This window comes from Agrobacterium sp. S7/73, assembly GCF_019355535.1.
GTDB lineage: Bacteria > Pseudomonadota > Alphaproteobacteria > Rhizobiales > Rhizobiaceae > Agrobacterium > Agrobacterium tumefaciens.
In genome coordinates this window covers 1,866,372-1,883,509 of record NZ_CP072136.1, presented here as the reverse complement: position 1 = coordinate 1,883,509, position 17,138 = coordinate 1,866,372, and the positions used below count along the sequence as shown (strand labels likewise).

The 17,138-nt window shown below is 58.0% G+C and carries 14 protein-coding genes; 6 read left to right on the top strand and 8 right to left on the bottom strand.

What is annotated here, in order from left to right; genetic code table 11:
* Positions 1 to 7: 7 nt before the first annotated feature.
* Together J5276_RS09295 and gmk are read left to right on the top strand one after the other, a co-directional pair.
* Positions 8 to 895 (top strand): YicC/YloC family endoribonuclease, encoded by an 888-nt coding sequence (locus tag J5276_RS09295; protein ID WP_065688184.1) that lies wholly within the window; start codon positions 8 to 10, stop codon positions 893 to 895.
* A 4-nt stretch (positions 896 to 899) separates the two neighbouring features.
* Positions 900 to 1,562 (top strand): guanylate kinase, encoded by a 663-nt coding sequence (gene gmk, locus J5276_RS09290; RefSeq protein WP_003512388.1) that lies wholly within the window; start codon positions 900 to 902, stop codon positions 1,560 to 1,562.
* A gap of 27 nt (positions 1,563 to 1,589) precedes the next feature.
* Here the strand turns inward: gmk and J5276_RS09285 are convergent, their stop codons facing one another.
* The 7 genes from J5276_RS09285 to J5276_RS09255 all read right to left on the bottom strand — a co-directional run bounded on the left by J5276_RS09285 (position 1,590) and on the right by J5276_RS09255 (position 10,013).
* Positions 1,590 to 2,204, bottom strand: a complete 615-nt coding sequence (locus J5276_RS09285) for an alpha/beta hydrolase (RefSeq protein WP_065704790.1) — start codon at positions 2,202 to 2,204, stop codon at positions 1,590 to 1,592.
* Positions 2,205 to 2,260: 56 nt separating this feature from the next.
* Positions 2,261 to 3,091 (bottom strand): 16S rRNA (adenine(1518)-N(6)/adenine(1519)-N(6))-dimethyltransferase RsmA, encoded by an 831-nt coding sequence (gene rsmA / locus J5276_RS09280; RefSeq protein ID WP_065661160.1) that lies wholly within the window; start codon positions 3,089 to 3,091, stop codon positions 2,261 to 2,263.
* The gene (gene pdxA, locus J5276_RS09275) at positions 3,091 to 4,113 is read right to left on the bottom strand and encodes a 4-hydroxythreonine-4-phosphate dehydrogenase PdxA (RefSeq protein WP_065661159.1); all 1,023 of its coding nucleotides are present in this window, start codon (positions 4,111 to 4,113) and stop codon (positions 3,091 to 3,093) included. Before pdxA ends, rsmA begins: the two co-directional genes overlap by 1 nt.
* 19 nt (positions 4,114 to 4,132) lie before the next feature.
* On the bottom strand, positions 4,133 to 5,080 hold the full coding sequence (locus J5276_RS09270; RefSeq protein WP_065704785.1) for a peptidylprolyl isomerase: 948 nt from the start codon (positions 5,078 to 5,080) through the stop codon (positions 4,133 to 4,135).
* 297 nt (positions 5,081 to 5,377) lie between these two features.
* Positions 5,378 to 7,759, bottom strand: coding sequence for an LPS-assembly protein LptD (locus J5276_RS09265; protein WP_003512398.1), 2,382 nt, complete (start codon positions 7,757 to 7,759; stop codon positions 5,378 to 5,380).
* On the bottom strand, positions 7,759 to 8,847 hold the full coding sequence (lptG, locus tag J5276_RS09260) for an LPS export ABC transporter permease LptG (RefSeq protein WP_003512400.1): 1,089 nt from the start codon (positions 8,845 to 8,847) through the stop codon (positions 7,759 to 7,761). Before lptG ends, J5276_RS09265 begins: the two co-directional genes overlap by 1 nt.
* Positions 8,844 to 10,013: an LptF/LptG family permease gene (locus J5276_RS09255; RefSeq protein WP_003512402.1), complete on the bottom strand. Its 1,170-nt coding sequence runs from the start codon at positions 10,011 to 10,013 to the stop codon at positions 8,844 to 8,846. The genes lptG and J5276_RS09255 overlap by 4 nt, the downstream gene beginning before the upstream one ends.
* A gap of 313 nt (positions 10,014 to 10,326) precedes the next feature.
* Between J5276_RS09255 and J5276_RS09250 the strand changes: the two genes are divergently transcribed.
* The 3 genes from J5276_RS09250 (at position 10,327) to J5276_RS09240 (ending at position 13,481) form a co-directional block, all read left to right on the top strand.
* Positions 10,327 to 11,820 carry a leucyl aminopeptidase gene (locus J5276_RS09250; protein WP_065704783.1) on the top strand — a complete coding sequence of 498 codons (1,494 nt, stop codon included), beginning with the start codon at positions 10,327 to 10,329 and terminating at the stop codon, positions 11,818 to 11,820.
* 25 nt (positions 11,821 to 11,845) lie between these two features.
* A complete protein-coding gene (locus J5276_RS09245; protein ID WP_003512404.1) occupies positions 11,846 to 12,295 on the top strand; it encodes a DNA polymerase III subunit chi in 450 nt (149 codons plus the stop codon).
* A 157-nt stretch (positions 12,296 to 12,452) separates the two neighbouring features.
* Positions 12,453 to 13,481, top strand: a complete 1,029-nt coding sequence (locus J5276_RS09240) for a sensor domain-containing diguanylate cyclase (protein ID WP_003512406.1) — start codon at positions 12,453 to 12,455, stop codon at positions 13,479 to 13,481.
* Positions 13,482 to 13,523: 42 nt separating this feature from the next.
* On the opposite strand, the gene J5276_RS09235 is transcribed toward J5276_RS09240, so the two are convergent.
* Complete coding sequence (locus J5276_RS09235; RefSeq protein ID WP_003512408.1) at positions 13,524 to 14,450, bottom strand: Gfo/Idh/MocA family protein; 927 nt, start codon at positions 14,448 to 14,450, stop codon at positions 13,524 to 13,526.
* A gap of 749 nt (positions 14,451 to 15,199) precedes the next feature.
* Here J5276_RS09235 and J5276_RS09230 point away from each other — a divergent pair.
* The gene (locus J5276_RS09230; protein WP_112154981.1) at positions 15,200 to 17,137 is read left to right on the top strand and encodes a GGDEF domain-containing phosphodiesterase; all 1,938 of its coding nucleotides are present in this window, start codon (positions 15,200 to 15,202) and stop codon (positions 17,135 to 17,137) included.
* Position 17,138: the final 1 nt, after the last annotated feature.

The window sequence follows — 17,138 nt, the reverse complement described above, 5'->3', positions numbered from 1 at the left end:
TCTGAATATGACATTGCAATCGATGACCGGGTTCGCGCGCAGCGAAGGAACCTCCGGCCGTTACCGCTGGGCGTGGGAATTGCGCTCGGTGAACGGCAAGGGGCTTGATGTGCGCCTGCGCCTGCCAAACGGTCTGGAAGCGCTGGAAACGGGCCTGCGGGAAATCGCGGCACAGCATCTTTCCCGCGGCAATATTCAGGCGGGATTGACGCTGGCGATTGCGGAAAACCGGCTGGAGGCGGTGATCAACCGCGATGCTCTTGCCGCAGTTCTCGCTCTCAAGAAAGAACTGGGCGACGTCGTCGACGACAAGCCGCTGAGCTTCGATACGCTACTGTCGCTGCGCGGGCTCGTCGATTTTCGCGAGGCGGAAGATGATGCCGAGGCGCAGGCCGCGCGCAACGCCGACGTGCTTGCGGGCTTTGCCGCCGCCGTCGAGAAGCTGAAGGACATGCGCGAGCGGGAAGGGGCGTCCCTGTTTGCCATCCTGTCCGGGCAGATCGACAGGATCGAGCAACTCGTGAACCTCATCGAAAACGATCCTTCCCGCCAGCCGGAACAGATCGCTGCAAGGCTTGCCCAGCAGATTGCCCTTATTGGCGATGGCATGCACGGGCTCGATCGCGACCGTCTGCACGCCGAGGCCGCATTGATCGCTACCAAGGCGGATCTGCGCGAAGAGGTCGACCGGCTACACGCACATGTCCAGGCATCGCGCGAACTTTTGGCTCATGGCGGGCCAGTTGGCCGCAAGCTCGATTTTCTTGCACAGGAATTTAACCGCGAGTCGAATACAATCTGTTCCAAATCGAACGCCAGTGCGGTAACCGCAGCAGGCATAGAGCTGAAAGTGGTTATCGACCAGTTCCGCGAGCAGGTCCAAAATCTGGAGTAGACCCATGGTTCCGGTGAACAATTCCCCTGTTACGATTGCCCGCAGAGGGCTGATGCTGGTGATTTCATCGCCATCGGGCGCTGGTAAATCCACGATAGCGCGCAACCTGCTCGACAAGGACAAGAACATCAGCCTGTCCGTCAGCGTGACGACGCGCCCGCGCCGCCAGAGCGAGATTGAAGGCATCCACTACCACTTCATCTCCAAGCGCGACTTCGAGCGCCTGCGTGACAGCGATGAGCTTCTGGAATGGGCCGAGGTTCACGGCAATTTTTACGGCACGCCGCGCGAGCCGGTGGAAGTGGCGATGGCGGCCGGACGCGACATGCTGTTCGACATCGACTGGCAGGGCGCCGAACAGCTTCAGGACAAGATGAAGGCCGACGTCGTGTCGATCTTCATCCTGCCGCCAACCATGACCGAGCTGCAATCGCGCCTGCACCGCCGCGCCGAGGACACCGAAGCGGTGATCCAGACCCGGCTTCTCAATTCCCGCGCCGAGATCGAGCACTGGCGCGATTACGACTACGTCATCCTCAACGACGACCTGCAGGCGGCCTTCGAGGCCGTAGAAGCGATAGTCAAGGCCGAACGTGTGCGCCGCGACCGCCGCCACGGCATGTTCGATTTCGTGCGCGGACTGCTTGCGGAAGAACCGCAGCTCTGATTTGGCAGTTAAAGCGGCGTGTTATCTCTAATGCTGACGTAGCCATTGCCGGGACACGCGCTCGTCTGCCGCGTCTGTTGCCCAGCCGTGGCCTGTGTCGAGTGTCTCCAGTACCACATCCGCGCCCGCAATCGAAAATTGATCGGCCAAATGGGGCGCATCATCGCGATGCCGCCGCTCATCATGTGCACCTGCAAGCAGGAGCGCAGGATATCCGGTGAGCTTCGGAAAATGCTCGTTATTGCGTGGGGATAGTGGCCGAAGCAGAATGGCACCCCTCGACAGATGACGATTCTGGCAGATTGTTTCAGCCGCGATGATCGCACCGTTTGAATATCCCGCGAGAAAGGGTCTTTGCCCCGTCTGCTGAAATACGAATTCGATAAACCGGCAAAGTCCGGCGGCTTGATGTTTCAGGTCGTCGATATCGAGTTGTCTGTCGGGCTTTCTGCGAAAAAACGCAAAGCCATTTTCCCATCGCACAATGCCTCTCGGAGCATACAGAATGCCGTTGGGAAAAACGGTACGGCCAAACGAAGCGAGATCTTCCTCCGTTCTTCCCGAACCGTGTAGCAACACGACCGCGCAATCAGGCGATCCGACGGGCATGTGGAGCTTGTAGTGAAAACCGGCACTCTCCACGCGCTTGTCCCCTAATTCCGTCGCCCGCGTTAGAAGTGCCGAAACGTCGCCTTCAATTAGAGGCAGTTCGCCAGCGTCACAAATTCCCCGACCGACAGCGTCTCAGCCCGTCGTGTCGCGTCAATGCCTGCCTTTTCCAGCAGAACTTCACCGCCAAGGCTTTTCACGCTCTGGCGCAGCATCTTGCGGCGTTGGCCGAAGGCGGCTTCCGTTACCTTTTCGAGCTTCGCGACATCGCAGGGCAGCGGCTTTTCCTTTGGCAGCAGATGCACGACCGTCGAGGTAACCTTAGGCGGTGGGCTGAAGGCCTGCGGCGGGACGTCGAAGGCCATTTCCGAAACCGTGCGCCAGCCGGCGAGAACGCCAAGGCGGCCGTAATGGTTGTCGCCTTCTTCTGCCACGATGCGCTGGCCGACTTCCTTCTGGAACATCAGCGTCATGGAGAGCCAGAAAGGCGGCCATTCTCTCGGCAGCAGCCAGTTGACCAACAATTGCGTGCCGACATTGTAAGGCAGGTTGGCAATGATCCGCACCGGTTCGCCAGCGGGAACCAAAGCCTCGAAATCGGTCTTCAGCGCATCACCCTCGATGACCTCAAGACGTCCGGGATAATGCGCTTCGATCTCCGCAAGTGCCGGCAGGCAGCGGCTGTCCCGCTCAATGGCGATAACCTTTTTGGCACCGAGCGATAGAATGGCGCGGGTGAGGCCGCCAGGCCCGGGGCCAACCTCGATGACCGTCACGCCGTCAAGCGGCCCAGCGGTTCGGGCGATCTTCTGGGTGAGGTTGAGATCGAACAGGAAGTTCTGCCCGAGCGACTTCTTAGCGTCTAGCCCATGGCGCTGAATGACATCGCGTAGCGGCGGCAATCCGTCAATGGCGGCCATTATGCGCCGACCCGGCTGCGAAGAGAAATCTCCGCCGCCATCTTCAGCGCTGCGACAAGGCTCGTTTCGCTGGCAATGCCCTGGCCGGCGATGCCGAAGGCGGTGCCGTGGTCGGGCGAGGTCCGGATGAAGGGCAGGCCGAGCGTGACATTGACGGAATCGTCAAAGCCAAGCGCCTTGGCCGGGATAAGGGCCTGATCGTGATACATGCAGACGGCGACATCATAGCGCCTGCGGGCAGCATCGTGGAACATCGTATCGGCGGGCAGGGGGCCGAAAGCGTCGATCCCGTCTTTCCGCAACCGTATGGTCGCAGGGTGAACCACATCGCGGTCCTCTGTGCCCAATGCCCCATCTTCACCCGCGTGTGGATTGAGACCGGCGACCGCCAGTCGTGGTGCCTCGATGCCGAATTTCTGCCGCAGATCAGCATCGATAATGCGGCAGGTCGTAACGATCAGCTCTTCCGTCAGTGCCGAAGGCACGTCTTTTACTGGGATATGGATCGTTACTGGCACGACGCGGACCTTGGGTCCGGCAATCATCATCACCGGCATCACCTGTTTGCCGGTCAGGCGCAAAGCCAGATCGGCGAGAAATTCCGTGTGACCGGGAAAACCGAAGCCTGCTTCGTAAAGCACGGATTTCGCAATCGGATTGGTGACGACGGCGGAAGCCTTGCCCTCGACCGTCAAGGCAACGGCAAGCTCGATCGCCTTGATCGTCGCATGAGCGGCTCCGACATGCGGCTGGCCGGCCTGAACCTCGAAACCGACGGGAAGAGGAAGAACGGGAAAAGCACGGTCAAACACGCCGACGGCATCCGCCGCTTCGCAGTTCTCGATATTGACCGGTATGCCAAGCAGCGCCGCACGGCTCGCCACCACATCGGGATCGCCGATGAAGATGAAGGGCGCCACGCCGTTCTCCCGGCGCTTGGCCCAGGCGGCAATGGCGATATCAGGGCCGATACCGGCTGGATCTCCCTGTGTCAGGGCAAGCGGCAGGGATGCATGTGTCACGGAAAGGCCGGCTCTCGTATCAGGTGTTGACGATCTGCGCCTTCTTGCGCAGCTCATCCATATATTTCTTCTCGTTCGGGTTTTCGCCACCCTTGGCCTTCATCAGGTCTTCGGACTTGAACACCATTTCCGCTGCGTAATCGTCGGAAACCTGACGCTGCTTGCAGATTGCCAGATATTCGACGCCCTTTTCGGTCACGCGTGTTCCTGTGGTGCCGCCTTCCTTGGTCTTTTCCACGAGAGGCTTCCACTCTTCCGGCAGTTCGGGCGCCAGAATCCGTCCAAGATCCTTGATCGCCACGTCCCGCATGGTGGCCGCGAAAGTCATGGCCTGGTCGCAGCCCGGATAACGCTTGCGCGAGGCTTCAGCCTCGGCCTTACGCTTGCCAGTGATGGCATTGCGCTTCGATTCCGGAATGACGAAAATCACCTGTTGCAGGAAATATTCCGTCGTTACCGGCTTGTCGCCGCGTTCCCTCAGGCGGGTGACGAGGTCCTGGTTAGACATCTTGCCACGCGCACCATAACGGGCGTTAACAAGGCGCGGCCAGCTCATCTGCACGGCGATGAAGGCTTTGAAGTGGTCGGCGCCGACACCGGCCTTGGAGAGGACCTGAGACAGCTGCTCCGGTTTCATTTTGTTGTTGCCGGCAAAGCGCGCAAAAGCCGCATCGACCTCTTGGGTGCTGACGGACATTTTCACGCGACCGATTTCTTCGCGTTTCAGCGCCTCATCAACCAGCTGCTCGCGGGCTTTTTCGTTGAGATTGCCAGATTGGCGCTGCAGCTTCAGGAAGGCGACGCGCTTGGCAATATCATCATTGGTAATGGGGGTCTTGTTGACGACGATTTTGACCGTGCTGTCGGCGAAGGCCTGGCTGGCAAAGGGCGCAACGGCCATGGGAACGGCGAATATCGCAAAGGCGAAAGCAGCGCCACGCAAAGCCGTCTTTCCGAAATTCATCATATCCTTCTCCCTTTCGTCGGGCGGGGGTCTGTTTCCCCGTCCCGCCAATCTGTTCTGTCTGCCAATGGGGAATATTCCTTACCCTAGCTTTTCAGATCTGCACCTGTGCATCCGCACCGCGAATTTGCCACGTATATATCATCGCGATCTGCAAGACGGCAATGTGTCGGTTTGTTGAAAGAAACCCGATGGTCCTATACCGGACGGACCCTGGCGCGTTGTTGCGGCAAAACCGTGACTTTTACTGGCTGGATGGCAAAAAGGCAGGCCACGATCCTGTCTGGCCTGCCTTTAAACTCAGTAATTGTTCGGTTTCCAGCCGATATCCATATCGGCCCAGTCCTCGTTTGCGGAACCGATGCTGACATCGCCGAGCGTGCGGAATGCCAGACGGGCATTGATCGACCAGTCATTGGCGGCCTGCCGGCTGGAATTGATATTGCCCTCGTCGGAGTAGCTGACCGTCAAGATCGTGCATTCATCCTGATAGGCGATGCCAATACGGCGCTCGGCGGCAAATTTTCCGTTCAGATCGTAGTTGATCGAGCCGAACAGCGACCAGTTGTCGTCCATGCGCAGCGTACCGGACGCCTGAACGATATCGCGGTCTTCATTGTAGCCGTACTGCGGCTGCGCCTTGACCTGCGTATAGCTGAGCTTGCCGGTGAGGCGGCGGTCCGAATAGCTGACGCCTGTCTCGGAACGGTTGATTTCGAGATTGTCCTTGTCGAAGCGCAGGCTCGATGACAGCGATAGGCCGATTGGCGCATCGAAGGCTGCCATGGCGACGTAGTCCGAGCGGTCGGATTCGAGACCGGAATTCGCGCCGACATTGACGAGATCGTAGGAGGCGAAAGAATTGTCGCCCGCCAGGTGGAAAGACTGACCGGCAATGGCGCGAATGCCGTAGCCATTGTCGAATGTGCCGTTGTAGCGCAGACCGATGTTTGCGCGCGTGCCGCCTTCGATCCGGTCGAAACCGGAGAACTTATCACGTTCGAACAGGTTGGTCGCGTCGAACACGAAAGCCTGCGAATCTTCGTTGGGGAAGCGGCCGGCATATTGTTCGTTCGGACGCACGAAAATCTGCGCAATCGGCTCGATCACGTGGTTGCTGTTAAGCGCCGTGAACAGCCAGGGGTAACGCACTTCCAGACCGCCGGTTACCATGCCTCGCAACGCCGCATCGTCCTGCATCATACCCTGATAGGCATAGGACGTGCCACCCGATGTAAAGCTTGCCGCCGACATATCCGTCCACAGCGCATCACCACGGGCGGCAAGGATCGGCGTGATCTGCAGGCCGCTATCCATCGTGAAGGTGCGCTTCCATTCGGCTTCGGTGGAAAGGCGCGTATAGTTTCCTTCAAGCCCGTTGAACCGCGAATAGCCTCCAAGCGCGTAGGCATCCTGTTTCTGGCGGGTGATGCTGGTCAGGTTGGTGGTCAGCGAAAGTTCGCCGCCATAGATCGGATCCGGTACGAAATAACGGTAGTCGACAACCGGATGAACGATGGCCTGCTTGCGTTCGTTGGATTCGTTGTTGTCCGTATCCTGAACGTTGAAATAATAGCCGCGGGCATCGAAGCTGTTCCGCTCGCCTGCGCCAGCCAAATAGATCTGATTGGTCTGGACGTCGTTCTTGTAACCCTTCAGCCCATAGGTACGCGAAAAGTTGTTGTCGGTCTGCACCATGGCATCCCAACCGAACGCCCAGCGCGGATTGATGGAGAAGTTACCCTTGCTGGCAATCATGCCGCGATTGTCGTTGAGGGCGTCACTGGTTCCGGCAGTAAATGTATCGGACTTCAGCTGGCTGATGCCGGCGACGGTCACGGTGTGCATGCCGGTTTCGAAACGCTGGCGCAGTTCCGCCTGCAGAAGCAGACCCTGCGTCGTGTAATAGGTCGGGGTAACGGTCACATCCGAGGTGTCGGACAGAACCTGGAAATAGGGCACGCCGATGCCGAAACCGAGGTTGTCGGTAATGCTCATCTGCGGAAACAGGAATCCGGACTTCCGCTTCACCGTATTGTCCGGAACCGTCAGGAACGGGACGTATGCGATCGAATGGCCGAAAAGCTGCAAGCGGGCTTTTTCCAGCCGGATCGTATGGGTCTTGCCGTCCTGAATGACACGTTCAGCCTTGACCTGCCACAACGGCGCCTTTTCGGGCCGTTCGGCGCAGGGCAAACAGGCGGTATAGACGCCGTTATTGAGGACCATGCGGTCGCCTTCGAGCCGTTCGGCGCTTTCACCCGCGATGCGGGTATTGTCCGGGGTCTCGACGCGCAGCGCATTGACAAAGCCCTGACCGAAATCGTCAGTGACATCCATCTCGTCGGCATAGATCTTGTTGCCGCCGGGCTCGATCAGCTCGATGTTGCCGTGCGCAATCACGCGGCCCGTCTGCTGATTATATTCCACTTGCTGGGCCACCATACGGTAGCCCGAATAATGCATGCGAACCACACCCTTCGCGATGACCCGCTGGGAATCGCGATTATAGGTCAGTTCATTTGCCGTAAGCAGGAGTTTCGAATCGTCTTGGCTTCCGGGCGCAAGCAAACCACCCTGGCCGAAAGCGACCGGGCTGGATGCCAAATATGCGCACACAGCGGCACCTGTCAGAAGGGCCGTCCAAAGCCGCCTGATATTCCCGCGGTCATATACCGCCACTAGCCGTCCTCCTGATGAAGCAGAATGGTTGCCCCCAAAGCCAACGCCACGATGACTGGAACCCAGACCGCGACGGTGGGAGGGACAACGCCACCACTCCCGAATGCCCTTACGAGCACGGTTACTACATAAAGCACGAAGCCGGAAACGATTCCACCCAGAATCACGGAGCGCGACTGGGCGAAGCGGCTGAACTTTAATGAAACTGTCGCGGCGATCAAGGTCATCGCAACCAGAAGCAGGGGCGTCGATAGCAGGAAATGATACTGCGTCTCAAGCGCTTTCGAAGACAGTCCAAAAGACTTTGCAACTTCGATCTTGTGAGAAAGATCAAAGAAAGCAACGGTTTCCGTCTGCGTCATACGTTCCTGAACGAATTCTCGTCTCAGATTGGTACTGATCCGCGTGCTCTCTTGCCGAACTGGCACATGTCCCGCACGGGTTTCCGCGACGCCGTTAAGAAGCCAGTAACCATCTTCCAACTTTGCCGACTTCGCGTCCTGCCGGGAGACGATGTTGCCGGCCTTGTCGAGGTGTATCAGAACCACGTCGAGAAGCATGGTCCCGTTGTCTTCGAAGCTCTTAGCGCCGATGATCGTATCCTGGCCGCCGCTCGACTGGCGCATCCAGGGAATGATGTCCTGCTGGCGTCCGCCGCTGCCTTCGTTGCGCCAGCCCGCCTCCATCGACAGCGACTGGTTTTGCCCCCAGGCGGCGATAGGGTTGAGGACGAGGACGGACAGGATTCCAAGAAAGACCGCACCAAGGACAAAAGGAAGGATGAATTGCCAGGCGGAGACGCCTGCCGCACGCGTGACGACGAGCTCGTAACGCCGGTTGAGCGAGATCAGCGTCGTCATGCCGACGAAGAGTGCAATGAAGGGAATAGTCTGCTGCAGGATCAGCGGCAGGCGAAGCGCGGTGAGGCCAAGTGCGCCTGGAACAGAATAGCCTGGCACGCTGGACATGCGCCGCGCCGTTTCGCTGAAATCGGCAAGATAGATAATTGCCGATACGCCGAGCAGGAACCAGATGGCCGTGATCAGATACCGTTTGAGGAAATACCGGGCGAGGGTGCTGAAAATCATGCGTTACCGCTCCCCGAGCTTCGCGCCAGCCGGCTGGAGAAAAGACGGCGCAGACGGCTGGCCGTATCCGCGATGATCTTCGGCATTCTCGGCTTGCGACCCGTGATGAGAATAAAGGCGGCGGCGGCACCGCTGAGGCCCGGCACGGCATAGACCAGCGGAATGAAGGCCGCGCTCTGCTTGACCTGGTTGGTGACGTAAAAACCGAGCCAGCGCAGCATGAAGGCCGTCACCAGCGCAGCGACCATCGGATGCATCCGCGCTTCACGATGCGAGCGCGCATCAGCGGCTATGACCAGCGATATCAGTGCGAAGGCGAAGGCGAACATCCAGTCCGACAGGCGCTTGTGCAACTCACTGCGGAAGCTTTCGGGAGACCGCTTGTAACTCGCGTTGTTCTCGTCTGGCGAGAGAAGGAAACCGAGGCTCGCATCGCCCGGAGAAAGCGACGGTTCGGAAGTCTGCTTTTCCGACATGGTCGAAAGGTCGAAGGCATAGGACAGGAACTTGACGATGGAGACCTTGCCATCAGGTGTTTTCTGCTGGACTTCGCCGTCGCGCATCGTCAGCGACGTGCCGCTTTCATCGATCATGCCTTCCTTGGCGTAATAGATAAGATCGAAATTCGGATCGCGGCGATCGGCGACGAACAGGCCCTTGAGGATACGGCCCTGACGTTGGGCGATCTGCACATAGAGGCCGTCCTGAACAGCGCGGAAGGTCTTTTCCTCGATCACCGACGAGAGGAGGTCGGCATAGGCAGCCGCCACCATCTGCCTGGCCGAATTTCGGGCAGGCGGCTCGATGAAGTTGGTGATGGTGAAGGAAAGCGCACTTAGAACGGCAGCCAGAATGATAACCGGGCGAAACATCACAGAGCGCGACGATCCGGCCGCATCGATGATGGCAAGCTCGGAATCGTTGTTCATCGCCGTGAATGTCTGGGTGATGCCAATGACGAGGGCGAAAGGCAACACGACGGGAATCAGCGTCGGCAGGATCATCGTCGCCAGCGCCATGAAGGAGCCCATCGACTGGCCGGTATCGGTGACGAGGTTGATTCTCTGGAGAACCTGGATGGTCCAGATGATGGCCAGCACCGGCAGCAGCGCGACCAGAAACATCTGCGTTGTCCGTCGCAGGATATAGTTCTCGAGAAGCTTCATACTGCCCTTGTCGACATTGTTTTTCTGCGCGATCGCTCGCCGGATTTCCGCCTATCTAATCGCATCGTTTGCAATTGGCTATTCCGGCACGCTCACAAAAATGTTTTGCACGATGATTTTTCCACCGCCTGTGTCTTTTTGTGGAACAAGCTGTCGGTTTCATGACGCGATCGGCCATTCCACAAAAATGCCTTTCCTTTAGCGAATGTCGGCCTTTAAAGAATGTGAGCCTTTAAAAATGCAGGGTTGCGCCGGGGGCCGAAAAGGCCATGATCGGGCGCACACGCAAGTTATCCACGAAGAGCAGGAAAACATGTCCGCCAAATTCGATATTTCTTTCGCCAATTCCGCCTCGCTTGAAAATACCCTTGCCGTTGTGCTGCAAGCCTCGGGTGAGGCGCAGGCAGCTGCCGGCGCATCGGAAGCCGATCCGGGTGGCGTGCTTGAACGGGCGGCAAAGATTTCGGGCTTTTCCGCAAAGTCCATGACCACACTCGACGTGATTGCGCCGCAGGGTTCGGGCGCCGACCGGCTTCTCGTCATTGGCCTCGGCAAGCCGGCGAAACTTGTCGCCCATGATTGGTTGCGTGCCGGCGGCACCGCTGCCGCCAATTTCAGGAAGGCGGACAAGGTTGCCGTCTATCTAGATGCCCCGGGCGTCGATGTCGGTGCGCAGGCGGCTGCGGATTTTGCGCTTGGCCTGCTGCTGCGTGCCTATAGCTTCGATGCCTATAAGACCAAGAAGAAATCCGATGATGAGAAGTCGCCGAAGAAAGTAGAAATCGTCATCGTGACGGCAGTCCATCAGGAGGCGGAAAAGGCCTTTGCCGTGTCGGAGGCCGTCGCGGGCGGCGTTGTCCTGGCGCGTGATCTCGTCAACCTGCCGCCGAATGTTCTCGGTCCTGTCGAGTTCGCTGAAAAGGCGGAAGAGTTAAAGAAGCTCGGTGTCGAGGTCGAAATTCTCGGCGAGAAGGAGCTGAAGAAGCTTGGCATGAACGCGCTTCTCGGTGTGGCGCAGGGTTCGGCGCGTCCGCCCCGGCTTGCGGTCATGCAGTGGAACGGCGGCTCCAAGAAGGACGAGCCTATCGCCTTCGTCGGCAAGGGCGTTGTGTTCGATACCGGCGGTATCTCGCTGAAGCCCGGCCTTAACATGGAAGACATGAAGGGCGACATGGGTGGCGCTGCCGCCGTGACCGGCCTCATGCACACGCTCGCGGCCCGCAAGGCGAAAGCCAATGTGATCGGCGTCATCGGTCTGGTGGAGAACATGCCTGATGGTAACGCCCAGCGTCCCGGCGATATCGTCACCTCCATGTCCGGCCAGACCATTGAGATCATAAACACCGACGCCGAAGGCCGGCTGGTTCTCGCCGATGCGCTCTGGTACGCCAAGGAGCGTTTCAACCCGAAATTCATGATCAACCTCGCCACCTTGACGGGAGCGATCACGGTTGCACTCGGCAATCTTCAGGCTGGCCTTTTCTCGAATGATGACGAGTTGGCTGCACGTCTTTCGCAGGCAGGCGATGTTACGGCGGAAAAGCTGTGGCGCATGCCGCTGGGCAAGGATTACGACAAGATTATTGATTCCAAATTCGCCGACATGAAGAACAGCTCTGGCCGTCTGGCGGGCTCTGTCACCGCCGCTCAGTTCCTCAAGCGTTTCGTGGGCGAAACACCCTGGGCGCATCTCGATATCGCCGGCACCGCCATGGGTTCGCCGTTGACCGAGATCAACCAGTCCTGGGGATCCGGCTACGGTGTGCGGTTGCTGAACGAACTCGTTCGCGCCCACTACGAAGATTGATGCGACCGGAGCTGCAAGTCCGCAGATGACTGAAATCCTGTTCTACCATCTGACGGAATCGAAGCTGGAGGATGCATTGCCGCCCTTGCTCGAAAAATCGCTGGAACGCGGCTGGAAGGTCGCGATCCAGACGGTGGACGAGGAGCGCCGCGATTTCCTCGACACGCATCTGTGGACCTTTCGTGACGACAGTTTTCTGCCGCACGCAACGGATAGCTCTGCCGCGCCGCAAAACCAGCCGATTCTTTTGACGGCGTCGAATGCGAACGGTAACGAGGCGAGTGTGCGGTTTCTCGTCGACGGTGCCGAACCGCCGGCGGTGGAGGGCTATGAGCGGATAGTGTTCATGTTCGACGGATATGATGCCTACCAGCTGGAAATGGCGCGGAACCACTGGAAAAGGCTGAAGACCGAAGGTCATGCGCTGACCTATTGGCAGCAATCGCCGGAAGGCCGCTGGCAGAAGAAAGCCTGATCACAGTTTCCCACACAAAAAGACTGGCAAAAATTCGCATGTGGCGCAGCCTGCCGGTTTTCGCATTATGAGCCGAATCAGACATAGCTGTCTGATCCGGCCGACAGGTGACGGACGGTGGCGGCTGCCACAGACCAAACAGCAGAAGGACATCATCATGGGACAGGCGATTTCACGGCCCGACGGGGAAATAGAGCGTCTGGTCGCGGTGCGGTCAATCATGTCCGTCAAGAATGCCGAGATGCCGGAACTGGAAGTGCTGTCTCGATTGGGGCAGGGCGTCTTTGACGTCCCGCGTGCGGCCGTCCATATCGTCGATGAGGACTGGCTCCATATTGCCGAACAGGCGGGAATGCAACTTTCGGAATGCCCGCGCGATCTGTCGATATGCAACCGAGTAATTGCCAGGCAGGATGTCGTGGTCATTTCCGATCTGACCCAGCATCCGGATTTCCGCTTCATGTCCTATGTGAAGGGCGGTCCCGGATTGCGTTCCTATGCTGGCGCGCCGATCGAGCTGGAACCGGGTCTTGTGGTCGGCGCCTTTTGCCTTGTCGATACGGTGCCGAGAAAATTCTCTCAAAGCGAAATTGACAATCTGAAGCACTTTGCGCTGCTGGCGGCCGCACTCCTGCGTCTACAGAAGGCCAATTTCACAATGAGTCTGGCGGAGCGTGAATTGCGGGATGCGGTGATGACTGATCCGTTGACCGGCTTTTACAATCGCAAGGCGCTGGAGGCGATTGTCGATGGCCAGCTTGGCGCGGCTCTGCGTGAGAACGAGGCCTTCGGCGTGCTCTATCTCGATCTGGACGGTTTCAAGGCGATCAATGACACGTTCGGCCACCCGGCGGGTGACAGGGTGCTGACCGCTGCCGCCGACCGCATTCGCAATTCGATCCGCAGCGAAGATACGGTGGTGCGCATGGGGGGCGACGAATTCGCCATTTTCATTCCCCGTCCCAGCAGGTCTGAGGTGATGAACGGACTGGCAGACAGGCTTCTGGCAGCCTTCCGTGAACCCTTTGATGTTGACGGGCAGGCGGTCGGTGCGCGTCTCAGCATTGGCGGCGCCATCGCCCCTCAGGCCGGTGCTGACCGCGCCACGCTTTTGCGCAGCGTTGACGAGGCACTGTATCAGGCAAAAAAGTCAGGGCGCGACCGTTTCGTCAGCCGCGCCCTTTGATGCACCTGTCTTCCGGAAGGCTTCCAAAAGCCTTTCGGCTCCTCAGTCGTAGAAGGAATCCACGAATTTGTGGCGGCCGAGCAGGAAGGCATCGGCCACATGAGTCAACGGCGCAAGATCGACATCAGAGCGTCCGGCCTTGATGATTTCCGCAAAACGCTCGTAGAGCGCCGGATATTCCCGCTCAGGTTCCGACACCGCCTGCTCGCCATTGATGGAGAGCTTCGCGCCGCCTTCCGAAAGCACCATCTGCCCGGCCGCCGTTTCGGCAACGATATCCCAGCTCTGCTTGCCGGTCTGGCGCCAGTCGAACTCGGCGCGCACGGGCATTTTCGTAACATCGGAAAAATGCAGCTCGGCAGCGATGGGCGCGTCGCGGTTTTCCGGGAACTCAAGCGTTGCCTTGGTCAGGAACAGCGCGCGGGGCAGGATGTGGGTGATGATCGACAGCGCATTGATGCCGGGATCGAACACACCGAGACCGCCCGCCTGCCAGATCCATGCCTGGTTGGGGTGCCAGTGGCGCACATCCTCTTTCCAGATGACATGCACGCTGTCGATTTTTGTCGAGGCGAGAAACGCCTTTGCAGCTTCAACGCCCGGCGCATAACGCGAGTGCCAGCTTGCAAATAGCGAAAGACCCTTCGAATCCGCAAGACGAACGAGATCCTGAACTTCTGAAAGCGTTGCGCCCGGCGGCTTTTCGAGGAAAACGTGCTTGCCGGCATTCAGCGCCGCATATGCAGCCTCGTAACGGTACTGCGGCGGCATGCAGAGCGATACGGCCTCGATATCCTCGACGGCCTCCAGCATGGTCTCGATGGTGCCGTAAGAAGCGACGCCATCCACGGTACCGTGGCGACTGGCCGTGCAGATCAATTCAAAATCCGGATTGCCTGCGATGGCGGGAAGGTGCTGGTCGCGAACGATTTTGCCGACGCCGACGATGGCAAGCTTGGTGGCTGACATGAAGTGGGACCCATTTGTATGATGCGTGGGATAAAGTGTGACTTTACGAGTTTTTTAACAGAAACGATCAAAGGAGCAAGGCGATCGTCCTTGCAGGTCTCGTCTTTTTTCGGTGCGTAACCGCATGGCAAAAATCGGTATGCATATTTTATGTTGCCTAATATTTGAAATGTGAAAATATTGTTTCAAATTTAAAAGTATTGATTTTTATAACTTAATGCTTTTAAAATTCGAACTCGAAGTTAAGTTCCAAAATATTAATGTATATTTTATATGTAAATCAATTTCAATTTCATCATTAAATGTATTATAGTCAGAATTTAAAATACATATTTATACAAATTTTGTAATTATTTAAACGAAGGCAATTGTAAACTAAATACATACAGCGTAATTCTTGCATATTTATCTACGATAAGTTCTTTAGTGTCGACGTAAAATTCGTTCGTTAGACTGTCTAGATGGTTTTTTTCGTTCGGTTGTTGGTTGGCGCTTCGCTTCGTTTCTTGATTTTCCTGCTCGGCATTGTGCGACGCCGGCGGTGAGGAGGTACTCAAACTCGTGTCTTGTCAGTCGCTTGCTGTTGGCACCTGTCCGGCGATTTCGCCGAGGGCAGCCCGCGGTGGAGCGAGAGGTCGTGTGGAGCGATTGGCTATATGTACTGATTTTCCTGCGTAAACGCGGGATTTGTGAAGGTCAAACGCCGGAACCACGGCAAAAGAATAGTAATGACCGGGGGACATGCAGAGATGATGGAATTGATCGCCGCCCAGGCGGCCGCGTCAGCCGCCGAGTTGCCGTTCCTGCTGCTCCAGGCTGCGGCGCTTGTCGGCATGGTGTCGGTGCTGATCCTTCTGCAGCGAAACATCGCTCTCGATGACGCTCGTTATAAAATCTACTACGGCATCATCTTCGGGGTTACCGGTTTCTTGCTGACGCTACTGGTATCCGAGTTCATCAAGCTGCCTTCCAAGCCCTATATCCGCTCTGACCTGCTGTTCCTGGCTGGCGTGTTGGGGTCCTGGCAAGGCGGCTTGATAAGCCTGGCGCTCGTCTCCGCAGGGCGATTTTTGTTTGGTGGTCCGGCACTCTTTGGGGCCGCTTTTCTGGATATGAGCATTATCTCGGCTTTCGGGATGGCAATGTATGGCTGGATGCGCCGGCGCAGTCTCACTGAACTCGGCGTCCGCGAGGTCTTCGGCGTATTCGCGGTCAGGATTTTCGCGGCGTTGTTCGCTGTGTGCGTGACCTATAGTCTCAGCATGATAAATCAGGACGTTTTTCTCAGTAACGTCGGACGGCGCATCTTCGGCTCGTTGGTCGGGTTGCCGATGATCGCCTGTCTGTTTCTGTTACTGCGCAGCGAGGCTCGGGCGCGTGAAGAGGCAAGGAAACGCGATGCTGCGGCGCGGACGGATTCGTTGACGGGCCTTCCCAACAGGCGCGCCCTCAAAGACCATATCGAAGTCGTGATGCGGCAGGAGCCGGCCGTTCCGCACGCTCTCCTTCTCATAGAAATCGTCAATATGGCTGATGTCGCCGCCTGCCAGGGCGAGGATTGGGGCGATCTTTTCTGGCCGAGGCTGGCACAGGAAATCTGCAACGATGACAACGGCCTGCTGTCGAGTTCCAATGCACCGCGCAGCTTCATGTTCGGCGATACCACGCTTGCAGTCGTCATGTCGGGGATTTCGCTCGAGAAGTCGGAAAGCACAAGGCTGATAATGCGTCTCCACGACGGGTTAAGTACATTTTCACGGTCTGCGGATCCAGAACCGGTGCCGCATCTGAAAATCGGTGCCGCTAATCTGGATAAGCTTTCCCGGCAGAACGTGGCTTCCTTCCTCCGGCAGCTTAGTCTTGCGCTGCGAGGAAGCGAAAATCCGGTGCAGATATTTCCCTTCTCCTTTGCCGATAAGGCCACGCGGGACGAGGGGGTGCGCCAGATGCTGGTCAACTGGATCAGATCCGGCAAGCCGCCGATATTTTATCAGCCGAAATTCGAAATGCACAATCGCCGCATGATTGGCGCGGAGGCTCTTTTACGGGCGGTGGATGCGTGCGGACAGCCGCTTTCGCCCTATTATGTGCTGGAGATTGCCGAGCGTCACCGGCTGCTGGTGGAGTTTGAATGGTCGACGATCGAAGCCGTCGTCCGCGATCTCATCGACCTGCGGGGCCTCGACCCGGACTTTCATTTGGCGGTGAACATTTCCGCATCGTCTTTTGCCACTGCGGGCTTCGGAGGGCGGGTTGTGGCCTTTTTGAACGAGATGGGGGTCCCGGCGCACCGTCTGTCGATCGAAGTGACGGAGATGAGCAGGATACCGGCCATCGACATCGTGCAGCAGAATTTCGACAGGCTGAGCGAAGCGGGCGTGCGGCTGGCGCTCGATGATTTTGGCACCGGTTATGCGGCACTCACCCTGCTTGCGCGGTTCCCCTTCGAGGAGGTCAAGATCGATCACTGGATGACGTCCCGGCTTGAACAGTCGCGGTTCCGGGAGGCCATCGCGCTCGCCTTCGAAAGCGCCGAACGTTACGGCGCCACGCTGGTGACGGAAGGTATAGAAACGGAAGAGCAGAGCAGGCTGCTCATGCAGATGGGAATCCGTTTCGGTCAGGGCTATCTTTATTCGCCGGCCGTGCCGCTCGAGCGGCTGCAGCCTCGCAGGGAATGCGCTTAGA

Coding starts and splice junctions, on each gene's coding strand:
- J5276_RS09270 (WP_065704785.1), bottom strand. CDS start 5,080: ATGATGAATTTCGGAAAGACGGCTTTGCGTGGCGCTGCTTTCGCCTTT.
- gmk (WP_003512388.1), top strand. CDS start 900: ATGGTTCCGGTGAACAATTCCCCTGTTACGATTGCCCGCAGAGGGCTG.
- rsmA (WP_065661160.1), bottom strand. CDS start 3,091: ATGGCCGCCATTGACGGATTGCCGCCGCTACGCGATGTCATTCAGCGC.
- J5276_RS09295 (WP_065688184.1), top strand. CDS start 8: ATGACATTGCAATCGATGACCGGGTTCGCGCGCAGCGAAGGAACCTCC.
- J5276_RS09240 (WP_003512406.1), top strand. CDS start 12,453: ATGGGACAGGCGATTTCACGGCCCGACGGGGAAATAGAGCGTCTGGTC.
- J5276_RS09230 (WP_112154981.1), top strand. CDS start 15,200: ATGATGGAATTGATCGCCGCCCAGGCGGCCGCGTCAGCCGCCGAGTTG.
- J5276_RS09250 (WP_065704783.1), top strand. CDS start 10,327: ATGTCCGCCAAATTCGATATTTCTTTCGCCAATTCCGCCTCGCTTGAA.
- lptG (WP_003512400.1), bottom strand. CDS start 8,847: ATGATTTTCAGCACCCTCGCCCGGTATTTCCTCAAACGGTATCTGATC.
- J5276_RS09245 (WP_003512404.1), top strand. CDS start 11,846: ATGACTGAAATCCTGTTCTACCATCTGACGGAATCGAAGCTGGAGGAT.
- J5276_RS09255 (WP_003512402.1), bottom strand. CDS start 10,013: ATGAAGCTTCTCGAGAACTATATCCTGCGACGGACAACGCAGATGTTT.
- J5276_RS09235 (WP_003512408.1), bottom strand. CDS start 14,450: ATGTCAGCCACCAAGCTTGCCATCGTCGGCGTCGGCAAAATCGTTCGC.